Annotated in this window: 37 protein-coding genes; 10 read left to right on the top strand and 27 right to left on the bottom strand. The window is 61.6% G+C overall.

Annotation, left to right across the window (positions count from 1 at the left end; all coding sequences use genetic code 11):
- Positions 1-10: 10 nt before the first annotated feature.
- The 8 genes from BN69_RS13340 to nifH form a co-directional block, all read right to left on the bottom strand.
- Complete coding sequence (locus BN69_RS13340) at positions 11-1,114, bottom strand: electron transfer flavoprotein subunit alpha/FixB family protein (RefSeq protein WP_014892150.1); 1,104 nt, start codon at positions 1,112-1,114, stop codon at positions 11-13.
- Between the two features lie 22 nt (positions 1,115-1,136).
- Positions 1,137-1,979 carry an electron transfer flavoprotein subunit beta/FixA family protein gene (locus tag BN69_RS13335; protein ID WP_014892149.1) on the bottom strand — a complete coding sequence of 281 codons (843 nt, stop codon included), beginning with the start codon at positions 1,977-1,979 and terminating at the stop codon, positions 1,137-1,139.
- A 29-nt stretch (positions 1,980-2,008) separates the two neighbouring features.
- Entirely contained in the window at positions 2,009-2,350 is a 342-nt protein-coding gene (gene nifW, locus BN69_RS13330; RefSeq protein ID WP_014892148.1) for a nitrogenase stabilizing/protective protein NifW, read from the bottom strand.
- Positions 2,347-3,114: a serine O-acetyltransferase gene (cysE, locus tag BN69_RS13325; protein WP_051013463.1), complete on the bottom strand. Its 768-nt coding sequence runs from the start codon at positions 3,112-3,114 to the stop codon at positions 2,347-2,349. Before cysE ends, nifW begins: the two co-directional genes overlap by 4 nt.
- Positions 3,115-3,140: 26 nt before the next feature.
- Positions 3,141-4,328 carry a homocitrate synthase gene (nifV, locus tag BN69_RS13320; protein WP_041927380.1) on the bottom strand — a complete coding sequence of 396 codons (1,188 nt, stop codon included), beginning with the start codon at positions 4,326-4,328 and terminating at the stop codon, positions 3,141-3,143.
- Positions 4,329-4,423: 95 nt separating this feature from the next.
- Positions 4,424-4,744: a HesB/IscA family protein gene (locus BN69_RS13315; RefSeq protein WP_014892145.1), complete on the bottom strand. Its 321-nt coding sequence runs from the start codon at positions 4,742-4,744 to the stop codon at positions 4,424-4,426.
- 137 nt (positions 4,745-4,881) lie between these two features.
- Entirely contained in the window at positions 4,882-5,583 is a 702-nt protein-coding gene (locus BN69_RS13310; protein WP_014892144.1) for a nitrogen fixation protein NifQ, read from the bottom strand.
- Between the two features lie 72 nt (positions 5,584-5,655).
- A complete protein-coding gene (nifH, locus tag BN69_RS13305; protein ID WP_014892102.1) occupies positions 5,656-6,543 on the bottom strand; it encodes a nitrogenase iron protein in 888 nt (295 codons plus the stop codon).
- Positions 6,544-6,917: 374 nt separating this feature from the next.
- Between nifH and BN69_RS13300 the strand changes: the two genes are divergently transcribed.
- The 3 genes from BN69_RS13300 to BN69_RS13290 are packed head-to-tail and all read left to right on the top strand — an operon-like array spanning position 6,918 to position 8,312.
- A complete protein-coding gene (locus BN69_RS13300) occupies positions 6,918-7,349 on the top strand; it encodes a response regulator (RefSeq protein ID WP_014892143.1) in 432 nt (143 codons plus the stop codon).
- 55 nt (positions 7,350-7,404) lie between these two features.
- Positions 7,405-7,875: an ankyrin repeat domain-containing protein gene (locus BN69_RS13295; protein WP_014892142.1), complete on the top strand. Its 471-nt coding sequence runs from the start codon at positions 7,405-7,407 to the stop codon at positions 7,873-7,875.
- A complete protein-coding gene (locus tag BN69_RS13290; protein WP_014892141.1) occupies positions 7,872-8,312 on the top strand; it encodes a SufE family protein in 441 nt (146 codons plus the stop codon). The genes BN69_RS13295 and BN69_RS13290 overlap by 4 nt, the downstream gene beginning before the upstream one ends.
- Positions 8,313-8,326: 14 nt before the next feature.
- Here BN69_RS13290 and BN69_RS13285 read toward each other — a convergent pair whose 3' ends face one another.
- On the bottom strand, positions 8,327-8,677 hold the full coding sequence (locus BN69_RS13285; RefSeq protein WP_014892140.1) for a (2Fe-2S) ferredoxin domain-containing protein: 351 nt from the start codon (positions 8,675-8,677) through the stop codon (positions 8,327-8,329).
- A gap of 225 nt (positions 8,678-8,902) precedes the next feature.
- Between BN69_RS13285 and BN69_RS13280 the strand changes: the two genes are divergently transcribed.
- Together BN69_RS13280 and BN69_RS13275 are read left to right on the top strand one after the other, a co-directional pair.
- The gene (locus BN69_RS13280; RefSeq protein ID WP_014892139.1) at positions 8,903-9,271 is read left to right on the top strand and encodes an SUF system Fe-S cluster assembly protein; all 369 of its coding nucleotides are present in this window, start codon (positions 8,903-8,905) and stop codon (positions 9,269-9,271) included.
- 157 nt (positions 9,272-9,428) lie between these two features.
- Positions 9,429-10,142, top strand: coding sequence for a dienelactone hydrolase family protein (locus tag BN69_RS13275; protein ID WP_014892138.1), 714 nt, complete (start codon positions 9,429-9,431; stop codon positions 10,140-10,142).
- 206 nt (positions 10,143-10,348) lie between these two features.
- Here BN69_RS13275 and BN69_RS13270 read toward each other — a convergent pair whose 3' ends face one another.
- Positions 10,349-10,777 carry a Rieske (2Fe-2S) protein gene (locus BN69_RS13270; protein ID WP_041927379.1) on the bottom strand — a complete coding sequence of 143 codons (429 nt, stop codon included), beginning with the start codon at positions 10,775-10,777 and terminating at the stop codon, positions 10,349-10,351.
- 158 nt (positions 10,778-10,935) lie between these two features.
- Here BN69_RS13270 and BN69_RS13265 point away from each other — a divergent pair, with 158 nt between their 5' ends.
- The gene (locus tag BN69_RS13265; RefSeq protein WP_014892136.1) at positions 10,936-11,259 is read left to right on the top strand and encodes a hypothetical protein; all 324 of its coding nucleotides are present in this window, start codon (positions 10,936-10,938) and stop codon (positions 11,257-11,259) included.
- Positions 11,260-11,300: 41 nt separating this feature from the next.
- On the opposite strand, the gene BN69_RS13260 is transcribed toward BN69_RS13265, so the two are convergent.
- Positions 11,301-11,783, bottom strand: a complete 483-nt coding sequence (locus tag BN69_RS13260) for a hypothetical protein (RefSeq protein WP_244434947.1) — start codon at positions 11,781-11,783, stop codon at positions 11,301-11,303.
- Positions 11,784-11,932: 149 nt separating this feature from the next.
- On the opposite strand from BN69_RS13260, the gene BN69_RS13255 reads away from it, so the two are divergent.
- The gene (locus tag BN69_RS13255; RefSeq protein ID WP_014892134.1) at positions 11,933-12,175 is read left to right on the top strand and encodes a hypothetical protein; all 243 of its coding nucleotides are present in this window, start codon (positions 11,933-11,935) and stop codon (positions 12,173-12,175) included.
- Between the two features lie 24 nt (positions 12,176-12,199).
- Positions 12,200-12,466, top strand: coding sequence for a hypothetical protein (locus BN69_RS13250; protein WP_014892133.1), 267 nt, complete (start codon positions 12,200-12,202; stop codon positions 12,464-12,466).
- Between the two features lie 33 nt (positions 12,467-12,499).
- Here BN69_RS13250 and BN69_RS19540 read toward each other — a convergent pair whose 3' ends face one another.
- On the bottom strand, positions 12,500-12,661 hold the full coding sequence (locus BN69_RS19540) for a hypothetical protein (protein WP_162137822.1): 162 nt from the start codon (positions 12,659-12,661) through the stop codon (positions 12,500-12,502).
- A 42-nt stretch (positions 12,662-12,703) separates the two neighbouring features.
- The gene (locus tag BN69_RS13245; RefSeq protein WP_041927378.1) at positions 12,704-13,144 is read right to left on the bottom strand and encodes a Rieske (2Fe-2S) protein; all 441 of its coding nucleotides are present in this window, start codon (positions 13,142-13,144) and stop codon (positions 12,704-12,706) included.
- Between the two features lie 213 nt (positions 13,145-13,357).
- Here BN69_RS13245 and BN69_RS13240 point away from each other — a divergent pair, with 213 nt between their 5' ends.
- Positions 13,358-13,633, top strand: coding sequence for an aldehyde dehydrogenase (locus BN69_RS13240; RefSeq protein ID WP_148277277.1), 276 nt, complete (start codon positions 13,358-13,360; stop codon positions 13,631-13,633).
- A 68-nt stretch (positions 13,634-13,701) separates the two neighbouring features.
- Here the strand turns inward: BN69_RS13240 and BN69_RS13235 are convergent, their stop codons facing one another.
- The 12 genes from BN69_RS13235 to BN69_RS13180 all read right to left on the bottom strand — a co-directional run bounded on the left by BN69_RS13235 (position 13,702) and on the right by BN69_RS13180 (position 20,223).
- Positions 13,702-13,932 carry a hypothetical protein gene (locus BN69_RS13235; RefSeq protein ID WP_014892129.1) on the bottom strand — a complete coding sequence of 77 codons (231 nt, stop codon included), beginning with the start codon at positions 13,930-13,932 and terminating at the stop codon, positions 13,702-13,704.
- 13 nt (positions 13,933-13,945) lie between these two features.
- Positions 13,946-14,254 carry a 2Fe-2S iron-sulfur cluster-binding protein gene (locus BN69_RS13230; RefSeq protein WP_014892128.1) on the bottom strand — a complete coding sequence of 103 codons (309 nt, stop codon included), beginning with the start codon at positions 14,252-14,254 and terminating at the stop codon, positions 13,946-13,948.
- A gap of 29 nt (positions 14,255-14,283) precedes the next feature.
- Positions 14,284-15,495 carry a DegT/DnrJ/EryC1/StrS family aminotransferase gene (locus BN69_RS13225; protein ID WP_014892127.1) on the bottom strand — a complete coding sequence of 404 codons (1,212 nt, stop codon included), beginning with the start codon at positions 15,493-15,495 and terminating at the stop codon, positions 14,284-14,286.
- Entirely contained in the window at positions 15,492-15,758 is a 267-nt protein-coding gene (locus tag BN69_RS13220; protein WP_014892126.1) for a hypothetical protein, read from the bottom strand. The genes BN69_RS13225 and BN69_RS13220 overlap by 4 nt, the downstream gene beginning before the upstream one ends.
- A gap of 22 nt (positions 15,759-15,780) precedes the next feature.
- Positions 15,781-16,137 (bottom strand): DUF3024 domain-containing protein, encoded by a 357-nt coding sequence (locus BN69_RS13215; RefSeq protein ID WP_014892125.1) that lies wholly within the window; start codon positions 16,135-16,137, stop codon positions 15,781-15,783.
- 17 nt (positions 16,138-16,154) lie between these two features.
- Positions 16,155-16,394, bottom strand: coding sequence for a nitrogen fixation protein NifZ (locus BN69_RS13210; protein WP_014892124.1), 240 nt, complete (start codon positions 16,392-16,394; stop codon positions 16,155-16,157).
- A gap of 11 nt (positions 16,395-16,405) precedes the next feature.
- Positions 16,406-16,708, bottom strand: a complete 303-nt coding sequence (locus tag BN69_RS13205) for a nitrogen fixation protein NifZ (protein WP_014892123.1) — start codon at positions 16,706-16,708, stop codon at positions 16,406-16,408.
- A 509-nt stretch (positions 16,709-17,217) separates the two neighbouring features.
- Entirely contained in the window at positions 17,218-18,081 is an 864-nt protein-coding gene (locus BN69_RS13200) for an SIR2 family NAD-dependent protein deacylase (RefSeq protein ID WP_014892122.1), read from the bottom strand.
- A 5-nt stretch (positions 18,082-18,086) separates the two neighbouring features.
- Positions 18,087-18,302 (bottom strand): putative nitrogen fixation protein NifT, encoded by a 216-nt coding sequence (gene nifT, locus BN69_RS13195; RefSeq protein ID WP_014892121.1) that lies wholly within the window; start codon positions 18,300-18,302, stop codon positions 18,087-18,089.
- Between the two features lie 36 nt (positions 18,303-18,338).
- Positions 18,339-19,526, bottom strand: coding sequence for a cysteine desulfurase NifS (gene nifS / locus BN69_RS13190; protein ID WP_014892120.1), 1,188 nt, complete (start codon positions 19,524-19,526; stop codon positions 18,339-18,341).
- Between the two features lie 12 nt (positions 19,527-19,538).
- Entirely contained in the window at positions 19,539-19,838 is a 300-nt protein-coding gene (locus BN69_RS13185; protein ID WP_014892119.1) for a NifU family protein, read from the bottom strand.
- Positions 19,839-19,902: 64 nt separating this feature from the next.
- Positions 19,903-20,223: an iron-sulfur cluster assembly accessory protein gene (locus BN69_RS13180; RefSeq protein WP_014892118.1), complete on the bottom strand. Its 321-nt coding sequence runs from the start codon at positions 20,221-20,223 to the stop codon at positions 19,903-19,905.
- 266 nt (positions 20,224-20,489) lie between these two features.
- Between BN69_RS13180 and BN69_RS13175 the strand changes: the two genes are divergently transcribed.
- Positions 20,490-21,080, top strand: a complete 591-nt coding sequence (locus tag BN69_RS13175; RefSeq protein ID WP_014892117.1) for a hypothetical protein — start codon at positions 20,490-20,492, stop codon at positions 21,078-21,080.
- A gap of 237 nt (positions 21,081-21,317) precedes the next feature.
- Here the strand turns inward: BN69_RS13175 and BN69_RS13170 are convergent, their stop codons facing one another.
- Both BN69_RS13170 and BN69_RS13165 read right to left on the bottom strand, forming a co-directional pair.
- Positions 21,318-21,776 carry a Rieske (2Fe-2S) protein gene (locus BN69_RS13170; RefSeq protein ID WP_014892116.1) on the bottom strand — a complete coding sequence of 153 codons (459 nt, stop codon included), beginning with the start codon at positions 21,774-21,776 and terminating at the stop codon, positions 21,318-21,320.
- Positions 21,773-23,380 (bottom strand): flavin monoamine oxidase family protein, encoded by a 1,608-nt coding sequence (locus BN69_RS13165; protein ID WP_014892115.1) that lies wholly within the window; start codon positions 23,378-23,380, stop codon positions 21,773-21,775. Before BN69_RS13165 ends, BN69_RS13170 begins: the two co-directional genes overlap by 4 nt.
- Between the last annotated feature and the right edge of the window lie 108 nt (positions 23,381-23,488).

Here is a 23,488-nt window from a genome sequence, read left to right as displayed (position 1 = left end):
CCTATCTCCCCTAGCTCGCTAGACGGTCGCGCTGATGCGGAGACAATCGTTTCGAGAACGCTTCCGTGAGTGCAGGCAAAAGCCGTACCGCGTCGGTGACGATTCCAACATGGGCGAAATCGAAGATTGGCGCATTCTTGTCGGTGTTGATCGCGACGATGTAATCCGCGCCCTCGACGCCGACGCGATGCTGGATCGCGCCGGAAATGCCCGCGGCGATATAAAGCTTGGGTCGGATCGTCTTACCGGTCTGGCCGATCTGCCGGTCAGAGCTGACCCATCCCTTTTGCACCAGCGGGCGCGAACAACCGAATTCCGCGCCGATCGCGCTCGCGAGCTGACGGATGAGTTGGAAGTTTTCCGGAGAGCCGAGGCCGAGGCCGCCCGCGACGACAACGTCGGCGAACGCCAGATTGGACTTTGTCGAATCGCGGTCGGGCAGGAACGACAATACTTTCGTGACAATGTCATCTTCCACCAGGCCCAGCGGATGTTCGATCACGCGGCCGATCGGCTTTTCGACGCGCTCCGGCATCGGCATCACGCGCGGGCGCACGGTCGCCATTTGCGGGCGATAATTGAGCGTGAAGATCGTGCAGAGCAGCGAGCCGCCGAACGTCGGACGCGTGGCGGCGAGCGAACCTTCCGCATCGACGTCGAGTTCCGTACAATCGGCGGTGAGGCCGGTCAGCAGCGTCGTCGCCACCGAGCCGGCGAGATCGCGTCCCAGAATCGTCGCGCCCAGCAGCAGAATTTCGGGCTGATAGGCGTTGACGAGATCGGTCATCGCCTTGGTGTAGCTCTCATTGCGGTAATCCGTGAGAATATCGTCCGCGACGAGATAGGCGAGGTCTGCGCCATAGTTGAAGCTTTCCCGCACGACCGCCTGCGTCGCCTCATTGCGCGCGCCGACGACGACCGCGGCGAGATCGACGCCGAGCTTATTGGCGAGAATCCGCCCCGCGCCCATGAGCTCCCAGGACACGGGGTGCACCAGTCCCCGCTCCTGCTCGATGAAGACCCAGACGTGCTTGTAGGCTTTGAGATGTTCGGGCAGCTCTTTTTTGGCCGCCGCGCGCCCCGCCGGAGCAGGAGCCTTTGCCTTATCGTTCATGTGTCGCGCTCCTGTTTCGAGATCAATAGCCGCGCGTCAATTGCCCAAGCTCGGCTTCGAGTTTCGGCCTGCGCTTGAACAATTCATCCACGAAGGCGTCCCCCGGCTTGTCGCCGAGTTCGATGAATTCAGCTTTTTCCGCACGCGGCTTCGGCGCGAAGACGCGCTTGACGATCGTCGGCGAGCCACGCAGTCCGCATTTGGTGATGTCCTCGACGCCGGCGTCCTGCGCGCTCCATCTGATAATCGTCGCGCGCGCCGCCGCCAACGCGTCGCTCAGCGAACCAATGCGCATCTCGTTGACGCCTTCGAGGATGGAGATCAGGCAGGGCATCTTACTGCGCAACTTCTGCACGCCGCCTTCGCTGCGCCGTTCGACGTCGATCGTGCCCGCCTCAAGATCGACGCTGTCGATATGCGAGACATAAGTGAGCTGCATCAGGCCGAGCCGCTTGGCGACGCCCGGTCCCACCTGCGCCGTGTCGCCGTCGATCGTCTGCTTGCCTGTGAAGACGATGTTCGGCGGCCCAAACTCCACGCCAATCTTGCGAATCGCCGTCGCGAGCGCATATGTGGTCGCCAGCGTATCGGCGCCCGCGAAAAAGCGGTCGGTTAAGAGCACGGCGCGATCGGCCCCAAAAGTCAGGGCCTTGCGAAGACTGTCCTCGGCCGAGGGCGGGCCCATGGTGAGAATGGTGACCGCGCCGCCGAATTTTTGGCGCAGCCGCAGCGCTTCTTCGATGGCGAAGAGATCATAGGGGTTGATGATCGTCGGAACGCCCTGGCGCATGATTGTGTTGGTCACCGGGTGAACGCGGATCTGCGCCGAGTCGGGCACTTGCTTCATGCAGACGACGATATGCATTCGAGTTGTCCCCATCGATCCTTAAGCGTTCACTTCAGAACATTGAGTTGCACCAATGACGGCGGCGCCGCCGGCTTGACGGCGTCCTTGTGGACTTTGAACAGGCGCTCGTCGATCGGCGTCGACGTCAAGAAGTCCTGGTAGGCGCGCTCCAAAAAGTCCTTGCAGCGCTGCGTCACCGTCGCGTCGTCCAGTTCGCACAGATCCTCGCTGAAGAGATATTGGCCCATGCGCCGCAGAATATGCAGGCGCGCGACATTGACCACTTTCGGATCGTAGTCGACGCCGAGCAGCGCGAAGAACTCTTCGGCGCAGGACGCCTTTTTCAATTGCTCCAGAACGGCGGGCTCTGACATTTTGGTCTCCTTCATGTGATTTCCGCCGGCTCCGTCTTTGGCGCAGCGCCATCGGGCGCCCTGAGCGTCCGTTCCCGCTCCCGCAGACGCCTCTGCAGATGCGACACGCGCGTCTCCAGAAACTCGACGCGATCGAGCAGGACCGAGAATGCCTCGCCGACCGGATCCGGCATCAGATGGTGATTGAGGTTGATGCGGCCATCGAACGTACAGCGGCCGATGTCGCGATGCACGATCTTCGCCGGAATGCCGACCACCGTCGCGTCGCGCATCACACTTTCGATCACGACGGAATTGGCGCCGACGCGCGCATTGCGGCCGATCGTGATGGGACCGAGAATCTTCGCGCCGGCGCCGACGATCACTTCATCCTCGAGCGTCGGATGGCGCTTGCCCGGCGACCAGGACACGCCGCCAAGCGTCACGCCGTGATAGAGCGTCACGTCGTCGCCGACGACCGCCGTTTCGCCGATGACGACGCCCGCGCCATGGTCGATGAAAAAGCGTCGACCAATCGTCGCGCCGGGATGGATGTCGACGTTGGTCAGAAAGCGCGCGAACCAGGAGAGAAGACGCGCCCAGAAGCGATGATCGTTGGTCCACAGCCAATTGGCGAGGCGATGCCAGATGACGGCGTGCAGTCCGGGATAGGTGAGCAGCGTCTCGAAACGTCCGCGGGCGGCGGGATCGCGCGTCGCCACACACGCCAGGTCCTCGCGGATCAGTTGCAGACGCGTCGGCTCGGGCGCCGCCTTCGTCTGCGCGGCCTGGCTGGTCATCGTGGCGACTCGTTCGAGCATGACTCTCACATGCCTCTCGCGTGAGCGCTCGCGCAGACGCTGCGCCAGATCGAGGTCAAGGCCTCGCCGCTGACCGGCCCCTTGTGATCAAGCGCATGGGCGCGCACACAGGAGACGATCTCGCCGAGTTCCTCAACGCTGACCGACAGATCCAATCGCCGCAGCATCGCGGTGACGGCCGCCGAGCCGGAGTGCTTGCCGATCACGATCTCATGCGCGCGGCCGAGCATGCTCGGATCGAAGGCTTCATAGGTGCGCGGGTCCTTGAGCAGCCCGTCGACGTGAATGCCGGATTCATGTGTGAAAACGTGCTCGCCGACGATGGATTTGTTGAGTGGGATCGGCCGACGCGCCGCGGCGGAGACGAGCGCCGCGACGTTGCGCAATTCGGTGAGCACAATGCCGGTTTCATATTTGTGCAGCTGACGCGCCGCCACGGCGACTTCCTCGAGCGGCGCATTGCCGGCGCGCTCGCCAAGTCCAATGACGGTGACGGACGCATGCGTCGCGCCCGCCTTGATGCCCGCCAGAGTATTGGCGGTGGCGAGGCCCAGATCGTCATGACAGTGGATTTCGATCTCGAGGTCGCTCTGCGCGCGCAGTTTAGCGATCAGATCGTAAGCGGCGAAAGGATCAAGCACGCTCAACGTGTCGGCGACCCGGAATCGACGCGCGCCGGCGGCTTGCGCGACGGCCATCGTCTCCATCAGGAATTCCGGCTCGGCGCGCGACGAATCCTCGCCGCCAACCGCGACGTCGAGGCCCTTATCTCGCGCGTAGGCGACGACGCGTCGCGTCATCTCCAGCGCCTGGGCGCGCCCGCCGCGCAATTTCGCGTCGATTTGCGTCTCGGAAACCGGCACGGAGAGATTGACCATCGAGACGCCCGACGCCAGCGCCGCATCCACGTCCTCGACGCGCATCCGGCACCAGGCGATCGCGCGCAGCGGCAATTGAGCGTCGACGATCGCTCGGATCATCGCGATCTCGACGTCGCCCATCGCCGGCGTTCCGGCTTCGAGTTCGGTCACGCCGGCGCGCGCCAGGGCGCGCGCGATTTCGAGCTTTTCCGCGCAGGTGAACGCGACGCCGGGGGCCTGCTCGCCGTCCCGAAGCGTGGTGTCGTTCAAGACCACATCCAGCGCTTTCCGCGGTAGCGAAGCGACGGGGGAGAGCGAACTCCTTCGGGACATATATGCGGTCATCGACTCATACGAACGCTCAAGGCGCTCGCTTCCATGCAACGAAGGAACAACTGCACGACCATTCCACGCATTCGCGCGCTCCTTCAGTTGAAGGATTTTTGACAGCCGCAGGTGGAGCTTGCGTTGGGATTCTCAAAGGTGAAGCCGGATCCGGCGAGATCCTGGCGATAGCCCAGCGTCATGCCTTCCAGACGCGGGCGCGAGGCCGGATCGATCAGCACGCGTATGCCGTCCGCCTCGACGACGATGTCGTCGTTTCTCTGCTGCGGATCAAGATCGACGACATACTCGTAACCCGCGCAGCCGCCTTCCTTGACCAGGATGCGCAGACCACCCTCTCGTTGAGAGGCCCGCGCCATCGCATCCTTTACCGCGGCGACGGCTGCCTGCGAGACCGTGATCATACTGGAGCCTCCGAGATGAACTTGCCTGTGCTTGTATCAAGCAATCGACATGCCACCCCCAATGCGGGCAAAAACCGCCAGTCCGGCCAGCAAATTATGAGATTGTCGAAAACTCGACAAATGTTGTTCGAATGAACTTACACTGTCTGTTCGGCGGACGTCACGGGCGACTGCGCCGCCGATGCGACGCGGCTCGTCCCGGTTTCCGCGCCATAGCAAAGCGCGTAATCGGCGCAGTTCGAACACACCGGCGTGCTGCACATGACGAAACCGTCATTCTCGCACATCATTCGGTAGATGAATCGCTTCCAGCGCATGTTCTTGTCATTGCGCCTCGCAAGCGGCGTGAAATGGCGCGCCATCAGCCGCGTCAATTCGGATCTGTCGCGAAGCCCGAGGTCCTCCCAAAGATGGTTGGGCTCCATGGCGCGGCGCGCAATCATCGCGGCGAGCCAGCGGCCGCAATCGCCCTCGCTGGAGCGATTCTCAAGAAGGAGCTCCCGCACCATCTCGATTTCGTCGGCGTCCACGACGCTCGCCGCGTGGTCGCCGCAGGATTCGACGCCTCGCGCGGGAAAGCAGTGAGAAAAGAGTTCGCCGAGTTCAGCGTCGGTCAGACCGACTTGCGCCGCGAGACTTCCGCCCTCGCTCGACGCCAAGGCGAGGATCGACGCCAGAAGGTGGCGGTCGAAATTCGCATCGCCTTCGATATTCGCCGCTTCGGGCAAAACTCCGGTCAGGTCGCGATACACGCGCGCCGCGTCAGTAACGCTTCGCCCACTCTCCGCTCCTGCGGATGCGCAACCGCCGCTGTCGATGTTCGGGAATGCGTGCACCATCACGTCACGCTCCGCTGACGACATAATGTCGGCCTCCCGCATGCGGGAGGCCGACGCTCATGCGTTGACGGGTTAGGCGATCGCCTGGAGTTCGGCCGCGGTCTTGCCGATCTGGCTCTCGTCGACCGCCTTCATGATGCCGTGCTCCATCAGCATGTCTTCGAGCTCGTCCATCGTGATCGGCGTCGGGATGATGCCCTTGCCCTGATTGGCGTGGATCTTCGTCGCCAGATTGCGGTAATGCCCCGCCTGCTGGGACTCCGGCGCATATTCCAGAACCGTCATGCGGCGCAGCTCGGCGTGCTGAACGATATTGTCGCGCGGCACGAAATAGATCAGCTGCGTGCCGAGCTTCTTCGCCAGCGCTTCCGCAAGCTCCAGCTCCTTGTCGGTCTGGCGCTCGTTGCAGACCAGGCCGCCCAGGCGCACGCCGCCGGAATTGGCGTATTTCAAAATGCCCTTGGAGATGTTGTTGGCCGCATACATGGCCATCATCTCGCCGGACATGACGATGTAGATCTCCTGCGCCTTGTTCTCGCGGATCGGCATCGCGAAGCCGCCGCAGACCACGTCGCCGAGCACGTCATAGGACACATAGTCGATGTCCTCGTAAGCGCCGTTCTCCTCGAGGAAGTTGATCGAGGTGATGACGCCGCGGCCGGCGCAGCCGACGCCCGGCTCCGGACCGCCGGACTCGACGCAGCGAATGTCGCGATAGCCGACCTTCATCACCTCTTCGATTTCGAGGTCCTCAACGCTGCCGGCGTTGGCGGCGAGGCTCAGGATGGTGTCCTGCGCCTTGGCGTGCAGAATGAGGCGCGTCGAGTCCGCCTTCGGATCGCAACCGACGATCAGAATGCGATGACCCATCTCGGCCAGAGCGGCGAGCGTGTTCTGGGACGTCGTCGACTTGCCGATGCCCCCTTTGCCATAAAATGCGATTTGCCGTAGTGACGACATGTCTGTCTCCTCTTGAGCCCTTCGACAGCTACCCAGAGATGCTGGGCAGTTCCTATGCATCAGAAACTGGTCGCGGGTTATGGGAAGGAACACATCGCTCGGCGTAACGTAGGCGTGCGTTCAGCCCTCACTCGCATTCGACAGGTAGCAACGGCCGTGCCAGTGCGGCATTAGGGTCTAGTTCCTTGTTTTATTGTGATTTGATCAATCGATGAGCGCATCCCACATCGGCTGTTTATGTGGAGGAAGCCGACAGTCGCGACATTGTTGTGAACAGAACATCGCACGCAGCGCGTTGATCCGCGACATTTGGAACAGAGCTTGCTTCTTATTTCCGCACGGCATTTGGCGGCGTATCTTCGAAAGGAGCAGGAATGCAGATTGGCGTCGAAACCGCGAAGGCGGTCGATCAACGGCGGGTGTTCGTCCTCGACGAAGACGAGATCGTGCGGGCCGCGCTTCAGTTCATGCTGCATGACGAGATCGAAACCCACGAAATCGCCAGCATCCAGGAAGCCTATGACAAGGGCGTCGGTTGGCTGAAGCCCGATGTCGTTCTGTTCGGCGCTTCCTTTCTAAAGAGCAATGGCGTCTCGGTCCTTGCGGAACTCGCGGAGCGCTTCGGCGGCGTGCGCATATTGATCGTCTGCGACAAGGCTGACGAGCCGCTCGCGGTCGACGCCATGAAACATGGCGCGCATGGCACATTGGTGAAACCACTGAAGATCGAGAATGTGCGGCAGAAGGTCGACACGGTGCTCGGGCGCGGCGGCGCCAAGCCGCTCGTGCAATTGGGACTGCTTTAGTCAATACGCCGACGTCTCGTCGGCGCTGCGATGGAGTGACGGCATTACCCCGCAGTTGTCGCAATGGTTGACGATGCAAGGCTTTCCGACCGGAGGCGTGAACGCCGTCGGCGTCGACGGCCTCACGCCGCTTCTTCGAGCTGCGGCCGAGGCGAATGTCCCGGCGCTGCGCGAAATCATCGCAGAGGGCGGGGATCTCCACGCCCTGACCCGTGACGGCAACAACGCTGTTTGGTTGGCGTGCAAGCAGGACAGCGTGGGGGCCATCGAACTGCTCTCCGCCGCCGGGGCCAATGTTCACCATCGCAATCCCGACGGCTCGACGGCGCTGATCTATGCGGCGTCGGCGGGCAAGACCGCGGTCGTGACGCTCTTGCTTGCGCTGGGCGCAGATCCCCTGGACGAGAATGTCGACGGATTTTCGGCGCTTGATCTCGCGGCGAACATCGAATGCCTGCACGTGCTGCGCGTCGCGTCCCGCCAGCGCCGCGATCGGCTCAAAGCTGAAGGAATGGTCGAAACATGACGACGATCGACGACATCATCGAAAACTTCTCGCTGCTCGACGATTGGGAAGACCGCTACCGCTATGTCATCGAGCTTGGCAAAATGCTCGAGCCGCTTCCCGATGCGTTGAAGAACGATCAGAATAAGGTCTCCGGCTGCGCCAGCCAGGTCTGGCTGGCGACGACGATTTGCAACGCAAATGACGGCGAACCGGCGTTGATGATCCGCGGCGACAGCGACGCGCATATCGTGCGCGGCCTCGTTGCAATCTTGCTGGCGCTCTGCTCCGGCAAGACCGGCGCGGAAATTCTGAAGGCGGATCCTGTCGCCTTATTCGAGCGTCTCGGCCTGCGCGAACATCTGACGCCGCAGCGCTCCAACGGCTTCAAGTCGATGGTGGGGCGCATCCACGCGGAGGCGCGCGAGTTGCTCGCAGCCTCCAGCGCGGTGTCCTGAACGCTCGAGCGTGTTCAGCGCGACAGGATCATCACCAAGCGGTCGACGCGCTTGCCGCCCTTAAGATGCGAGTCGTAAATTTCGTCAATGTCTTCGGCCGTCGTCGGCCGATACCAGACGCCCTCTGGGTAAACCACCATCAGCGGCCCCGCCGAGCAAAAGCCCATGCACCCTGCGGAGGTGAAGCCGATCTCGCCGCCGCCGTCCGCTTCGACGCGTTTGCCGAGTCGCTCCCAAAGCGGCTGCGCGCCGAGCGAACCGCAGCTGCCGCGCGGATGGTTCGGCGGCCGCTGCGTGAAACAAGCAAAGACATGTCGCTTGTAAAGTTGCGGCAGCTCAAATTCTTCTTCAGGCGTATCCGACATACTGCACCGAGCCTTTGTGAGGATTGTAACACGGCGCTCTGTGAGAAATGCGCTTCGCAAACGAAGGCGCTCAACCATGAGGCCGCGGATCGTGGACGTGGAATGATTGCAAATTTCAGTCCAGCCTCAGCAAAGCTGAATGGCGCCTTACTTGCTGGTCGATTACGCGCAATGGAGAATTCGACTCTCGCCATGCAGGATACTCAGATGGAGCCACGAAGCGACATGACCCAGCTTTCCGAGCCGAACAGTCGCATCGGCCGCAGCGATTCCTCGCCCGAGGCGCAGGCGCTTTATGAAGAAGTCGTCGTTGCGCTGCGGACCGTGTTCGATCCGGAAATTCCGGTGAACATATACGATCTGGGACTGATCTATCGCATCGACGTTATCGATCGACGCGATATCGACATCGACATGACGTTGACGGCGCCCGGCTGCCCCGTCGCCGGCGAAATGGTCGGGATGACGAAGAAGGCCGTCGATGCGATCGACGGCGTCGGGAGCGTAAAGATCAATCTCGTGTTCGATCCGCCGTGGCATCAGCGCATGATGAGCGACGAAGCGAAGCTGGAATTGGGATTTTTCGACTCTTGAGCCGAGAGTCCCTTGAGACAAGAGTCGCTTAGCTAAACGTCGAACGATGCGTCTCATCATGCAGGCATGATATTCGCAATGGGATGTGCAGGCGTGACATGATTCCGCCGTCTCTCGTTCGAGAGCTTCCGTCACTTTGCTGCACATCGAGGCCGTCATGATCGAACTCACTTCCGGAGATGGGCGCAGTTTTTCCGCCTATCGAGCCGAGCCCACTGAGGCCCCCAAGGGCGCCGTCGTGGTGCTGCCCGACGTCTACGGCGTCACGCCACATCTCCAAAAGGAAGTCGAAGGCTTCGCGGCCGAGGGCTATGTCGCGATCGCGCCAGCGCTTGCGCCTCAGGAGGGCGAGAGCGACGGTCCTTCCGTCACGACGGCCCTGCAAGACATTCAGGCCACTGTCGACTCGGTGAAGGGCGTCGGCAAGGTGGCGATCGTCGGCTATGATTGGGGCGGCTATCTCGCCTATGTTTCGGCCAACCGTCTCAGCGACGTCGCCTGCGCGATCGGCTATTATCCGGCCGGAATTTCAGAGGAACGCTGGGTGAAGCGGAAAATTCCGACGCTGCTGCACCTGCCCGAGAATGATCCGTCGTTGCCGATCGAAGAAATCATCCAATTTCGCGCCCAACGACCCGACGTCAGCGCCTTCTCCTATCCCGAGGCGCGCAACGGCTTCAACTTCGACGCCGCGGAAAGTTTCAACGAAGCCGCCGCGCAATCCGCGCGCGAGCGCACTTTGTTTTGGATTTCGCAGTATGTCGAGGGCCAGAAGCCGATCGCGCTGAAGAACTCCGGCTCCTATGCGCAGGCGAAAGTCGACAAGAAAAAGAAGAAGGGCGGCGACGACATGGGTCCGCCGGACGCGTGAGGACGCGCTTCGCCGCAAGCGCCTTGGCGCATGCGGCGCCATTTTCGACCGACGTCATTTGAGTGCGAGCTTGGCGACCAAGGGCTCGTCAGGTTGCGCGGTTCGAATAAATCGCTCGCAGCTACATTGGCCCCGATGTGAGGCAGGTTGGCGGCGCCTTTTCGAAGGCTCCGTCAAGACACATGATCGAAGCTAGCGGTCTTGCCTCAGTCAGACGTGATCATGACTTCAGGAGCCTCGTCGGGCTCTTCGAGACCCAAGCCGTCCTCCTCCGCGAGCTGCACGCCGGTGAAGCACACGTCGCCGTCGTCGATTATGATTTGAATGGACTGCAACGTCTTGCCCTGGCAGGGACCGATGAAGCAATGTCCCGTGTCGAGATCGAACTGCGCCTGATGATGGCCGCAGGTCAGGAAATTCCCCTCTTCGTCGAGAAATCGCCCCTTCTCTGCGTCCAACCGCTCGCCCTCATGTGGACAGGCGTTCTCAAAACCATAGAAATTATTGCCTTTGCGCGTGATCAGAATAGGCCATGGCTTTGGCTCGCCGGTCTCTCCGATTCGCATCAGAACGAAGCCGACGGCGTCGCCGTCCTCGATCTCGCCCGTCTGGCAAATCGCGTAGAGCTCGTTCATCCCGCCGTCTCCCCGTTGGCGCGCGCCTTGCAAAACCATGCGCCTAAGCGACGCGTCAGCCGTGCAAATGACGAGCCAAGCATTGCGCGCCGTGAAGCGCGGATCGAAGCCCATTGCAGCCACGGGCCAAGGATCCGGTCAAACAAGGAGCGACGATCATGAGCGTCATCGAACATGATTTTGGCTTAGCGAACCGCCTCACGGAGCGGCGCTTCGGCAAATTGCTGGAACTCGACGCGCTGCATGAGGCGAATATTCGCGCCAATCCGCTGCCCTATCTCGAACGCGCCAGCGAGCGCATCTTCCGCCTGCAAGCCGCCATGTTCGAGGCGATCCAGGCCGCCAAACCACCGACGCCGGGCCCGGCGTCGGATGCGGAGAATGTCCTGGTCGACAAGGCGGAGTATCAGCGTCTGAAGACCTGTGTCGCCTTGCTGGAAAAAGCCTACGCCGATTATGGCGCGCAAGACGAGAGCGCCTAGAGCGCGGCGCGAGACGCCCGCCCCGCGGCTAGAAGCGATGTTCAGGCGGCTTTGGCTTCCGCCGCCGGCTCCCATTTATAGAGTTCTGCGCCGTCTTCCGTCTTCGTCAAGGAGAAGCCGCAGCCTTTGAGCTCCGCGGCCAACCCCTGCGCGTCGCCGGCTTTCACTTCGACATAGACCGGCGCATTGCGCTTCAATATCGCGTCGATCAGCACTTTGAATGCGCCGTCCTCGCGATGGCTGGCGGATACCGCCGCCAGCGAGACGTTGATCGTTTCAATGTTACGCAAACCCCAATCGAGTTCATCGCGACGCGCGAGCAAGGCACCGACGACATTGCGCTTCGCGTCGAGAACGACCGGCGAGAACTCGGCCGTGCAGCACTTCATGATCTCCGTCAGCGCCCGCTCCTGATCGCTTTCGCTTTCGATCGAACACGGAATGTCGGCGGCCGTTTGCCGCATCAAGGCCCAAAGGTCTTTCATGTCGTCAAGCGACGCATTTCTATGCGCGAGGTCAGCCACCTGCTTCTCCTTCGATTGCGCGTTTGGATGCTTTGCGCGCGAACGCGCCCTCAGCAAGCAAGTCTCGTTCCCTGCTCCACGGACGAAGACCTTGGCAAGAAACTTGCTGCCGCCGATGCGGCGATCCGCACATCAACACGAGAGGGAACATGGCTGTCGAAGGTTTTTTCATCGACTGGGACGGCAATGCGCGCAGCACGAGCGATCCGGGCGGCGGCTATTTATGCGAAGCCGATACAGTGGCGCGCTATGTGGCGATCATGACCAAGAGCGGCGCGCTCATGCATGAAGGCACCTATTACAAGACCCTCGCCGACATCGAAAAGGCGGGAATCAAGGCATCGCTCGTCCCCGGCTCGCATCCCTGGGGAAGCAAGGCGGAAGGCTTTTGATCCATCGCAACGGGAGCTGTGCGCATGCTGCCGACGACCATTCTGATCGATGAAGACCCGCGCTGCGTTGTGCGCCCGATCGACACGAAGGACCTCAATCGATTCTTGCGCAACGGTAAGGCGTTTCTCCTCGCCGAAAAGCCGGCCGGGAAAGTGACCCATCGCGCGGCGACCGAAGCCGAGCAAATCCGGTGGCGCGAAGCTTTCGCGCTGCATAAGGCATGGGGCGGCGACGACGAGGCGTTCTTTGGAATACCGCTGCACGGAGAAATTTCAACGAACCCCGAGTGACCGCACCGGCGCCCGCCGGCGGGAAGCGAAGCTTTATTCGTCGAGGCTCGGCGCGAGAATGACTTCCGCCGGGGCGCCAGGCCCTTGGCCCTCGACAAAATCCAATCCGCTGACGCGAGAAAGTCCGCCGTCGCTGTCGATCAGCACCACGGCCTCTTGCGGCAGTTCCGCCAATTTCACGATCAATTCAGCCACAGTCATCAGGCGCCTTTCATTACTTGCCATCCGCCGCGCCGCTCAGCCTGGATGGATCATGATCTCCATCGTTTCATCCAGATCGTCGTCGTCGGAAATCTCTTCTTCGGCGAGTTTAACGCCGCACAGGCAAACGTCGCCATCCATCACGACGAGCGCGACCGGCTCGATCATTTTATCCACGCACGGCCCCTTGACGCACACGCCCGTTTCTACGTCGAATTCGGCCTTGTGCCTGCCGCAACGCAACCTTTGACCGTCATCGCTAAAGAATCGGCCGTCGCCGATGTTGAGCCAGGAGCCTTGATGCGGGCAGATGTTCACATAGCCCACGCAATGATCATTTTCGGTTCGAACGACGAAAATCGAAAAGGGGCGTGTCTCACCTTCATCCGTGACGCGCGACAGGCTGAAGGGCGTCGCTTGGCCGCGCACCAGATTGTCGAGCGCGCAAATGACGTAGAGACTCACATCGTCCTGCATGCCAAACTCTCCGCCGACATCCATCCGCTGCCTCGCGCGCTCAGCGCGCTCCAGGCCGACTTTTCGGCGCGCGACAGTGTCTGAAAGGCGACAATCGACCTGGCGCAGCGTCCAAGTCGCGAACAAGCATTATTCTTGCCGATCCCTCCGCCAAGCGCGATTATTGCTTCGTCGTATGGATCGATGGCTAATCAGCGGAGGCGAAACGTGGTCATGCTCCAGGTCGACGAACGCAATCAAGACGATCTCTCGCGCCTTGCCGGCTGCTATCTCTACGCCGGGACGCAGATCAGCGTCGAAGACGGCCAAGTGCATCGCGAAGACGGTCCGGCGGTGATTTTTCCGGATGGCGTGGCGCGCTGGTATCTGCGCGGCAAGGAGGTCAGCCGCGCCGTCAATTCGCTTTTTTACGACAATAAATGGCCCCTTGCGAAGGGTCTCGACACGGACGAAAAACGCGCCCGTTTCGCCGAAACCTTCCTGACCTGAAACCAAGCTTCCCTTCCGCGAGACGTCCTTCGCGGAAGGGATCATTTTGCGCGACCCGCTGGGCCGGATCAGGCCGCCGCAGTGTTGGCGGCGATCCCGGCGCGCAGTTCATCGAGCTTGTCGCGAGGAATGCGGAACACGCCACGACCGCCGGAAAGCGCCTGATAGGCGTCCGGCGCGTTCAGACTGATCCAGTCGAACCAGGCCTGCGCGGAATTGGGCGCCGGCCGCTCGCTGATTTCAACGACGCCGCCGTCGGGCGCAAAGCGGACATGAAGCATGACGATGTCGGAAGACATTTCTCCCTCCTCCTTATAGGCCCGACGCGAAACCGAGCAGTTCGACCTTGATGTTTTCCGTGCCGAGGATCTTCGCCTGGCACGCCAGGCGCGACTTCGAGCCAATGCCGACAATCGTGTCGAGCCTTTCGTTCTCCTCGCGCGCGATCTTCGAAATGCCCTTGCGGCCTTCATGCACGTAGATGTGACACGAGCCGCATTGCGCCTTTCCTTCGCATTTGTGATTGATCTCCTCGCCGCTTGACATGATGATCTGCAGCAAGGTGGCGCCCTCGGCGGCGTCCACCGTCTTTCCGGAGGGCATGATGGTTACGGTCGGCATTTCTGTACTCCTGGTTGGGATCTAGACGATTAGTAAATGGCGGCGCCGGCGCCGACGTTGATCGACGCTTCCTTCATCGTCTGCACGATGAATGCGATTTGGCGCTCTTGCAGATGGACGTGGAACGGCATCGCGACGGCGCGGTCCGAAACCTTTTCGGCGACGAGAAAACTGCCGCGACGATAGCCGTAGTCGAAATAGCGCCGCTGCGTGTGCAAGGGATTGCTGTAGGCGGCGGCTTCCACCTTTTCGACGAGCAAATCCTCGACGATCGAGTCGCGGCTGGATTTGCTGAAGCGCGTGCCGAGATGAACGACGTAAAGGAACCAGTGCACCTCGTCGACCTCTGGCCCGATGAAGGGATCCTTGATGCCTTCGAAGGATTTGACGTGCTTGAAGTAGTAGTGCTCGATGAGCTTGCGTTTCTCGAGGATCTCCTCCAGCCTTCGCAGCTGCGCCATGCCCAGCGCCGCGCTCATGTCGCTCATCGCCGCCTGATAGGGCGCGCTGGAGCCCACCACGACCGACGCTCTCTCGCTCGGTTTATGCGCGCGGAAGCGCCGCATCGCCACGGCGACGTCGATGTCGTCGGTCACCACCATCCCGCCTTCGCCGCAGACAAGCGGGCCGGGCTGCGAGAAGTCGAACACCGATGCGTCCCCGAAGGTGCCGACAAGCGCGCCCTTGTATTTCGAGCCGATGGCTTCGGTCGAGTCTTCGAGCAGCACGAGCCGATGCTTGTCGGCGATTTCGCGCAGCTCCGCCCATTGCGCCGGATGGCCGTTGGTGTTGCTCGCCACGATCGCGCGCGTTTTGTCGGTGATCAGCGCCTCGATCTTGCCGGTCGCGATGACGCCGGACCAATAATCGATGTCGGCGAACACCGGCTTGGCGCCGGCGAGCGCGATCGCATGCACGGTTTCGCGGAAGGAATGCGGAGAGGCGATCACTTCATCGCCCGGACCGATCTCATAGGCTGCGAGCGCGAGCAGCAGCCCCATCGTGCCGCTTGGCGCGGCCACGGCGTATTTGCGCCCAAGATAGGCGGCGAAGGCGGCTTCGAAAGCCTCCATCACCGGGCCGCTCGACAAGCGGCTGGAGCGCAGCACCGCTTCGACCGCGGCGATGTCGTCAAGCGTGATGTCGGGGTCGGAAAGCGGAATGAGATCGCCGCCCGAAGCCTCGGCCGGCGCCGGCGGCTTCGCATCGAATTTGTCGTCCACTTCGGCCCGCGCGTTCATCGCAAACTCCCCCGAAAGGCGACGATAACGCCGGTCGCGCGCGCCGGATCGTCGGTCACCGTCACGCAATGATCGGCGCCGTCGAGCAAATGCACGTCGCAGGTCGTGAAGCTGCGGAAGGGCGTTTCGATCACGTCCGACACGTCGCAGCGCGTCCAGGAGAGATGGGAGAATTTCGCGCGCAGCTCCGAAAGCGCCGGCGTCGCCTCGGCCCCGAGCAGTCTTTCGATCTCCGTCAATTCCACGTCGCTGATCGCCATCATCTATCCCCTGTCGAGATCGAACTCACTGCCAGAAACGCCGCTCGGCGTCTTCTTTGAGATGGTCGAGCAACTCCGCAAGACGTGGAAATTCGCTGTCCAGCTCCCAGACGCCGACTGCATGGTCCTTGCGAAGAAGGCGCCAGTTGCCTTTGCGTTCGTCGAAGAGCAACAAGGCGATGTCGATGACGCCCCCGTCGGGATCGACGTTCCGCGAACAACAAGGGCTCTGAATGCGATAGCCGTTCGCAGTTTTCAGCACGACCGGCGTGACGTAGCGATAGCGTCGCCGTTGTTCCAACGCGCGCACGATGCGCTTGTAGTCGAATTCATTCGGCTGAGCCGATGCGGCGCCACCATATGTCGTGACCGTCGATCGCATGCTCGCCGTCGCTCCTCTTACAACGGCGCGATCTCTTCCTCGAGACAACCGACGACGCGGCCGTCGGGAAATTCCACGAGGTAGATCGGCGTATTCGTGTCCGTATGCGATCCGACCTGCACGATTTCGCCCAGGCCGCCGGTGGCGACGAGCAGCGCCTCCGGTTGCGCGTCGGGATAACTCCCATCATTGACGAGATCGACGAGCGTCTTCACTCTCTGACCCCATTGATATTTCGGCAGTCGCGGTTCGAACACCTTCACACTCCTCAGGGCAGCGGCAAATCGACGTCGTCGCGCGGATTAGCCGACTCGAGCTCCTTGCGCTTCATGCCGACTCGATTGCCGCTTTCGGTGAACTCGATGCCGTAGATGTAGAATTGTTGGAGAAACGTGCCGATGCTCACGACGTAGCCTTCCTCGCCTTTCTTCGCGAGAACCTCGCCGATCTCTTTGCCGGCGTATGTCCCGTCGTTGCGGATCGTACGTTTGGCCTTCACTTTCTCGCCGAAGGAAAAGACGGGCGGCGCAGTCAGTTCACAAACTTCGCTGTCGCGAACGATGTTGCTCATCGCTGTGTTCTTCCGTGCTGTCGGCCCGCAGTTGCACGCTGCTCAAGCCGCCGGGAATCGGTCTCGTTATCGACCTGGGTCGGCGCCGTCGAACGACGTGATGGCCGGAATGCGGCGTTTGTCGCTACGCCAGACAAGAGGCAACATGCGTGCCACGCTGCAATAGGAAGAGATTAACCGAAGCGGCCTTCCGGCGATGTGCCTTTGCCGACAAGCGCGACGCGGCATTCAAGAATGAATGTAAAAAATGCAACATCCTTCGAAATTGATTTGGCTGCGCATCAATGCTGAAGGCGTGGCAGTTTCGGCCATGCATCTACCGCCGACGCGCTCGAATTCACTTAGAGCAGGTTCCGAAAAGGCTGACCAACTTTTTCGATGAAACCTGCTCCAACATTTCGATTTGAGCGATTCCTCATCGATCACATGATTCCATGCGATCGGAATCGCTTTCGCGCTTTGGCGGCACGCGAGCCGCCGCGCCAGGCGTGAGCGTAAGGCGCGATCCTTTAGCGGATCAGGATCTCGCAAGCGCGATCGATGGGCAGCGCGATCGGTATGATTCCCTGGATCGTGAGGAATTTCAGCTCGTTTTTCGTCAGCACGGCCGGATCGACGATGGCGTGATGCGTCGTCGTCGAGCGCTTCATGATCTGCCGGGCGTAGGTGCGCAACAATTGATCGTGGAAGCGACAGCCTACAAACAGGAAACTGCGCTCGGACCGGCGATTCTTGACCGCCTCGGGCAAGGGCGTCTGAATATCGATCTCTGTCAGCACCTCGACGTAATCCGCGTCGGAGATCAGAAAATTATTGGCGGGCGCAATGCTGCCATGCGGCTTGTAGAGAACGGTCTTCCAGGCGTCGGCTTTTTCCTTGGTGGTTTCCGTTCCGTCGGCTTCGTAGAACCGATACCAGCGGTCCTCGCCAATGCCGGCGCGGGTGATGCCCTGGATCTCGCCCCAGTCGCTACGGCCTTCGAGCGCCGACCGCATCGTCGCGTCGTACCAGCTGTCAACGATCATGGGCAACTGCAGCGACGCAAGATAGACATGCAGCGGCGTCGGCGCGATGCTGTCGTTGAAGGCTTGCGACATCAACGTCGAGACAGTCGAACGATGCTTCATGTTCTCGATGTGCTGCGCGCTCGCCCAGGCGTTGCCCTTGGCGCGTTTGGGCAGCGCCACCTTGGTCCCGAAAAACGCGGCGAGCGCTTCGGGCGTCATCGGCGCCTCGGTTGGCGAGAGCTGCGTCAACCCAGGACCAATATAGGGAATGACGGTCCCCGTCTTCAGCTCAGCGGCGATTTTGCCGAGCGCCTCTTCGGCCTTCTCGCCTTCAAGGATGGCATAGCTGTCAAATGGCGCGTTCATCGCTTTCACTCCGCTTCGCCGCGCTTGCGCGCATTGACCGTTATCGGGAGCGAAGTGCCGGCCGCCATTTCGGGCAGATCGAGAACCCAGCCATTGGCGATCTTGATCCAGCCGCCCCACAGGCTCTCGTGCTCGGATTCGACGATCGGCTCTTCCAAATCCTTTTTGGGGACGTAGATCGACAAGCCGGTCTCTGGCGAACGGCGGATCATGATCTTCATTACATCGACTCCTTTGGCGCGGTCATCGCGCCCGCGCTAGTTCGAGAGCAGCTGCGCTTCCGTATGGCGCGACGCCCGCGCGATTTCCCTTAACTTGGCGACGATGCCGGGCAGCGTCTCCAGCACATCGTCGATCTCTTCAATCGTGTTTTCTCGCGACAGGGAGAAGCGTATCGCGCCATGCAACGCCTCTTCCGGCACATTCATCGCGCGCAGCACATGCGAAGGCTCTGTCGATCCCGCCGTGCAGGCCGAACCGGTCGAAGCGGCGATGCCGACGCGATCCAAATGGGTCAATATCGCTTCGCCCTCTATGTCGGAAAAGGCGATATTGGATGTGTTGACGAGCCGATTGTCGACGTCGCCCGAAACCTGACATTGGCCGATCCGCTGCGTGACGCCGCATTCGAGCCTGTCACGCAAAGCCGCGATATGGGCGGCGTCTTCGTCCAGGCGCGTTCGCGCCAATTCGGCGGCGGCCCCCAGTCCAACGATCCCCGGCGTATTCTCTGTCCCGCCGCGGCGCGCCCGTTCCTGATGGCCGCCGCGAAGGAACGGAGCGAATTTCGTCCCCTTACGCACATAAAGCGCGCCGATTCCCTTCGGGCCATGCAGCTTATGTCCGGAAAGCGAGAGGAAATCGATCTGCGTCGTTTTCAGATCGATCGGAATCTTACCGACCGCCTGCACGGCGTCGGTGTGAAACAGCGCGCCAGCCTCATGCGCGAGACGCGCCAATTCTGCGACGGGAAACAGCGTGCCGGTTTCATTGTTCGCCCACATCGCCGAGACGATCGCGGTCTTCGGCCCCAGCGCCGCGCGAAAGGCGTCAAGATCGATGCGCCCGCGCGCGTCGACGCCAATGAGATGGACGGCGACGCCGCGCGTTTCTTGCAGATGCTCGACGAGCGACAGGATCGCGGGGTGCTCGACGGCGGTGGTCACGATCTCGTCGCGACCCTCGCGCGCCGCGAGCCCCGCCAAAATCGCCGCATTGTCGGATTCCGTACCGCCCGAGGTGAACACGATTTCGTGATCATGCGCCGCGCCGAGCAGCGCCTGCACGCTGCGCCGCGCCTCCCGGACCGCGCCCGAGACCTCGACGCCGAAGCCGTGCGATGACGAAGCGTTGCCGAATTCCTGGCTAAAAAACGGCAGCATCTTCGCCACGACCTCGGGGTCGGTGCGCGTCGTCGCGTTATTATCGAGATAGACGCGCCGCATCGGCACTCTCGCTCAAAGACGCGCCGCCGCGCCCGGCACAGGCACCAGCCGCACGAATTCGCCGAGCTCTTCGATCAGCTTGGCCTGGATGCCCTCGAGCGTCGCGCTGCTCAATTTGCAGAGCACGCAGGCGCCCGTGAGGCGCACCATGATCTTGTTGCCGCAAATCTCGATGAGCTCACAATCGCCGCCGTCGCGGCGCAGATTGGGACGAATCTCGTCGATGACGGCGCGAATGACCTGCTCGCGCTCCGGCGACAGGGCCGTTTCGAGCTGGCCGGCCTCTTCGTTCTTCTGATCGTCGTGCAGCATAGCTTCGTCCTCCGCAACGCAGTCCCGCGGACGCGCTCTCATGAATTGTGAAGTCGGGCCGAACCTATCCGAACGACTTGCCACAGGAGCAGCTCGATTGCGCGTTCGGATTGTCGAAGGTGAAACCCGAACCCTGCACCGCGACGACATAGTCGATGGTCGTGCCCGTCAGGAGTTCGTGGCTGGTGTTATCAATGAACACCTTGACCCCGCTGCGCTCAATCACCGTGTCGTCGGGACTGGCTTCGCGCACGAGGCCCATTTTGTATTGATAGCCAGCGCAGCCGCCGGCCTCCACCATGATTCTCAGCCCATCGACGGGATCGGCGGCGCTGGAAATAGCCGTCTGCACTGCATTTAGGGCGCTGTCGGTCAGGTTGATCATGTCGCTCTTCCAGTATCCAAATGCGGCTGCCTCACTCAAAGCAATTCATGTGCCGCGACAATCGCGCGCTAAACAGCCCGCGAGCCGCGGAATATCGGGTGGTTTTGTCATGTTTCGTACATAGCTCGCCGCTCCGTGTCGCTTCCATCGCGCCGATCGCGCCAGGGACGCAGCGAAACTGCGGCGAAGTTTTTGCATGAGGCGCGGCGTGACGAAGGATCCCCCGCGCGGATGCTGCGTACGGATTGCAAAGCGGAGAACTGTCGATGACTCAAATTGAGAAGACTGCCCTTGCTCGGCTGGATCGGGAGGGCCGCCTGCTCAACGCAGTGCTTAAGGGGCCGACCGGCAAGCCGGGACGTTTCGGTTTTCGGGGCGATATCGCGCTCAAATTCCAGGCGCAGGTGGCGGACGAGAAGCGGCCGCCGGACTTTAGCATCGAGCAGGTGCTCACCTACGCGAACGAAGGCGAAGCGACGATCCCGATCCTCGCCGGCTATCTGCATAATTTCGCCTATCTCGAAGCCGCCCATGAAGTGATCGGCGATCTTCTCTCGCCGACTGGCGCTTACTTCATGTTCTGCAACAATATCGACCTGCTCGCGAAATTCCGCGTCAAGCTCGGCGAGATCACATACAATGTGCTGCCCTGCGACGAGTCGACGGTTTGGAAAGAGATGATGGATCTCGCCATGGTCGACAAGAACGACATCAAGAAGCTCGACACCGGCGGCAAGCTCGACGTTCTTCTCGACACCGCGCTGAACTTCAACGACGCATACGAAGTCATCGCTTATCAGCAAGGCGTCGAGCGTATGGAGCCAGTCAAGAACCGCAACGAAAACCGCCCGGTTTGACACGCACGCCATGGAGCCGGGGGTCGGCGGTTTAGGCCGACGGCCCCGGCGGCCCGCCGCTCCTGTCCGCTGCGCGAGAGCGCGCCGCAAGAACGTGGAGACGGGCGCGAGAGGCGCGCGCTAGAGTACAGTTTCAATCGCGAAGGTTGAGAGGGCGCGGCCTTCGCCCCCTGTCCAGCTCCGCGCATCGGCGCGACCTTTCGGCCGATGGAAAGGCGGAGCCGGATCTCCTCCGCATCAGTCGCCTGCGCATTCCCCTTCCTCGGCGTCTTCGTCGACGTCTTCCGCCAATTTGACGCCGACGACGCAGATGTCATTGTCGACGACCACGAGATCGACCGGAACGAGGCCGCGTCCCTTGCACGGGCCCTCGATGCACATGCCGGTGCCAAGCTCGAACAGCGCGCCGTGCTTGCCGCACATCAAGCGGAGGCCGTAATTCGGCTCGAGGAACGTATTTCGTTCCCAATCGAGATTGACTCCGTCGTGCGGGCATTTGTTCTGATAGCCGAACACTTGCTTGCCCCAGCGCACGACGACGATCGGGAACGGCTTCTCTTCGCCGTTGTCGTCAATCCGCACGAGGTTGAAGCCGCGCGCCTTCTGACTCGGAATGTCGCTCATCGCGCAAAAGGCGTAGACGACGACTTCCGGCGCCGCCTCGTCCCGCTCGATCGTCGTACCCTGCTCGCTCATCGCGACATCTCCTGCTCCTGCGCTTCGCGCCGCTTCGCCAGCAACAGTCCATTCGCCGCAAGCGAAAATTCCCGCCAGGCCGCGGCGATGTCCTGCATGATGACTCGAGTGTAATCCTGAGACAATTTATGTTCGCCCGGGAAATTGGAAAGGGCGCAGGACGTCTGGTTGAAGGCGACAACGTCGTCCATGATCGACTGCAGCAAGTCGCCAAAGGGCTTTTGGATGCGCGGCGTCAGCGCCGTTCGGCCGCGTTCGATCACGACGTCGTCCATGTCGAAGGGCAGCGTCGCCAACAGGCTCAGCGCCTGCTGGAACACCTCCTCCATCGCCCCGAGCACAGCCACCTGCGTGAGATTGTCGCGCTCTTGCGACGCCAGGGCGCGATTGAGCCGCCGGCGATAATTTTCGAAAACCTCGTCGGCGCGCGCGTCCACCCAAGCGGAGAAACGCGCCAGACTCGCCTCGTTCACCGGCATATCGTCAAAGAGGGCGTCGCCGGAGGTCGCCTTTTTCGCCTCGATCGCCGCCAAGACCCGCTCGATGCGTCTCGCGGAGTCCAAGGCGCCCTCCAGGTAACCGGCGTTGCGCGCCGCGGTTTCGGAACCGCCGAGAAACAGCTTCTTATCCCACAGCGCCTGGCGCAACAGAGGGTTCGCCACGTCGTGCGTGCCTTCGCCGCCCTGCTGCGCGCGGTCGGCCGCGCTGCAGGTTAGCCGCTCCTTCGCCCAATCCTGATAGTGAATGTGCAATGGCTCGACATTGCGGGCGAAGACATTGCAGATTTGGCTCTCGAGCAGCACCGGCAGACCCACGCCGAAGGACTCGCGCAAGTCGGCGTCGAGGGCAAGAAAGCCGCCGAGCGCATGAAGTCCCGCCGCCATGTCGCAGGCGTCGAAGATTTCGCCGATCACGGCTTGCTCATGCGTGACGAAAGCGGAGCCGGAGAGATTCTGCTCGCGCCAGAAGGCGTCGCGATACTCCATTGCAACCTTCGCCTGCGCCGCCATCCAGGTCTCGGCGCCAAGCATGGCTTGGTACGTCGTCTCATCCAAAGCCGGCGTGAAGCGAACGGTCTCGCGCAGCAAGCGCGGCGGCAGAGCAAGCACGACGCGGCGCGCCGCGACCTCCATGGGTTCTTCGCCCGTCTTGAAAGCGAGCATGACATGGTCGCCGCAATCGCGCAGGCTCGCAAGTTCGTGACCGAGATGTACGCTGGCCGCCGGCAATGCGCCGGCCAAAGCCTCCACCAGGATCGCCATCCCGCCGTGCAGACGCCGCGCGTCGTCATAGAGGCGCTTGTCTTCGATGCGTTCGGCGCTTTTTTCGGCCTCGCGCAAATGCAGCACGGCGCCTTCGTCATGCTGCGCCAAGTCCGGCAGCGCGAGGTCTTTGACGAGTTGCGCGATCAGCGGCTGCGTCTTCGGCCAAAACCACGTCGGGCCGAGGTCCAAGCCGCCGCCGTCGCCGCGCGCGACCGTGAGAATTCGCCCGCCAAGCCGATCGCGCGCCTCGAAGATCGCAACCTCTCGTCCGCGCAGATGGAGCTTTCGCGCCAGCGCCAAACCGCATAAACCGCCGCCGATGATCGCCACGTCCAACATGTTGCGTCGTCCGCTCCCTGTTCGCTGCAGTGGATAGCAATTAATGTGCAAGATAGTCGGCGACGCGCGAACGCGAAAAACTATAAGTCATCATGGCATGAAACTTGA

The sequence above is a fragment of the Methylocystis sp. SC2 genome (assembly GCF_000304315.1).
Classification (GTDB): Bacteria; Pseudomonadota; Alphaproteobacteria; order Rhizobiales; family Beijerinckiaceae; genus Methylocystis.
Note: the sequence above shows the minus strand (reverse complement) of the source record. Positions and strands in the feature narration are given on the sequence as shown.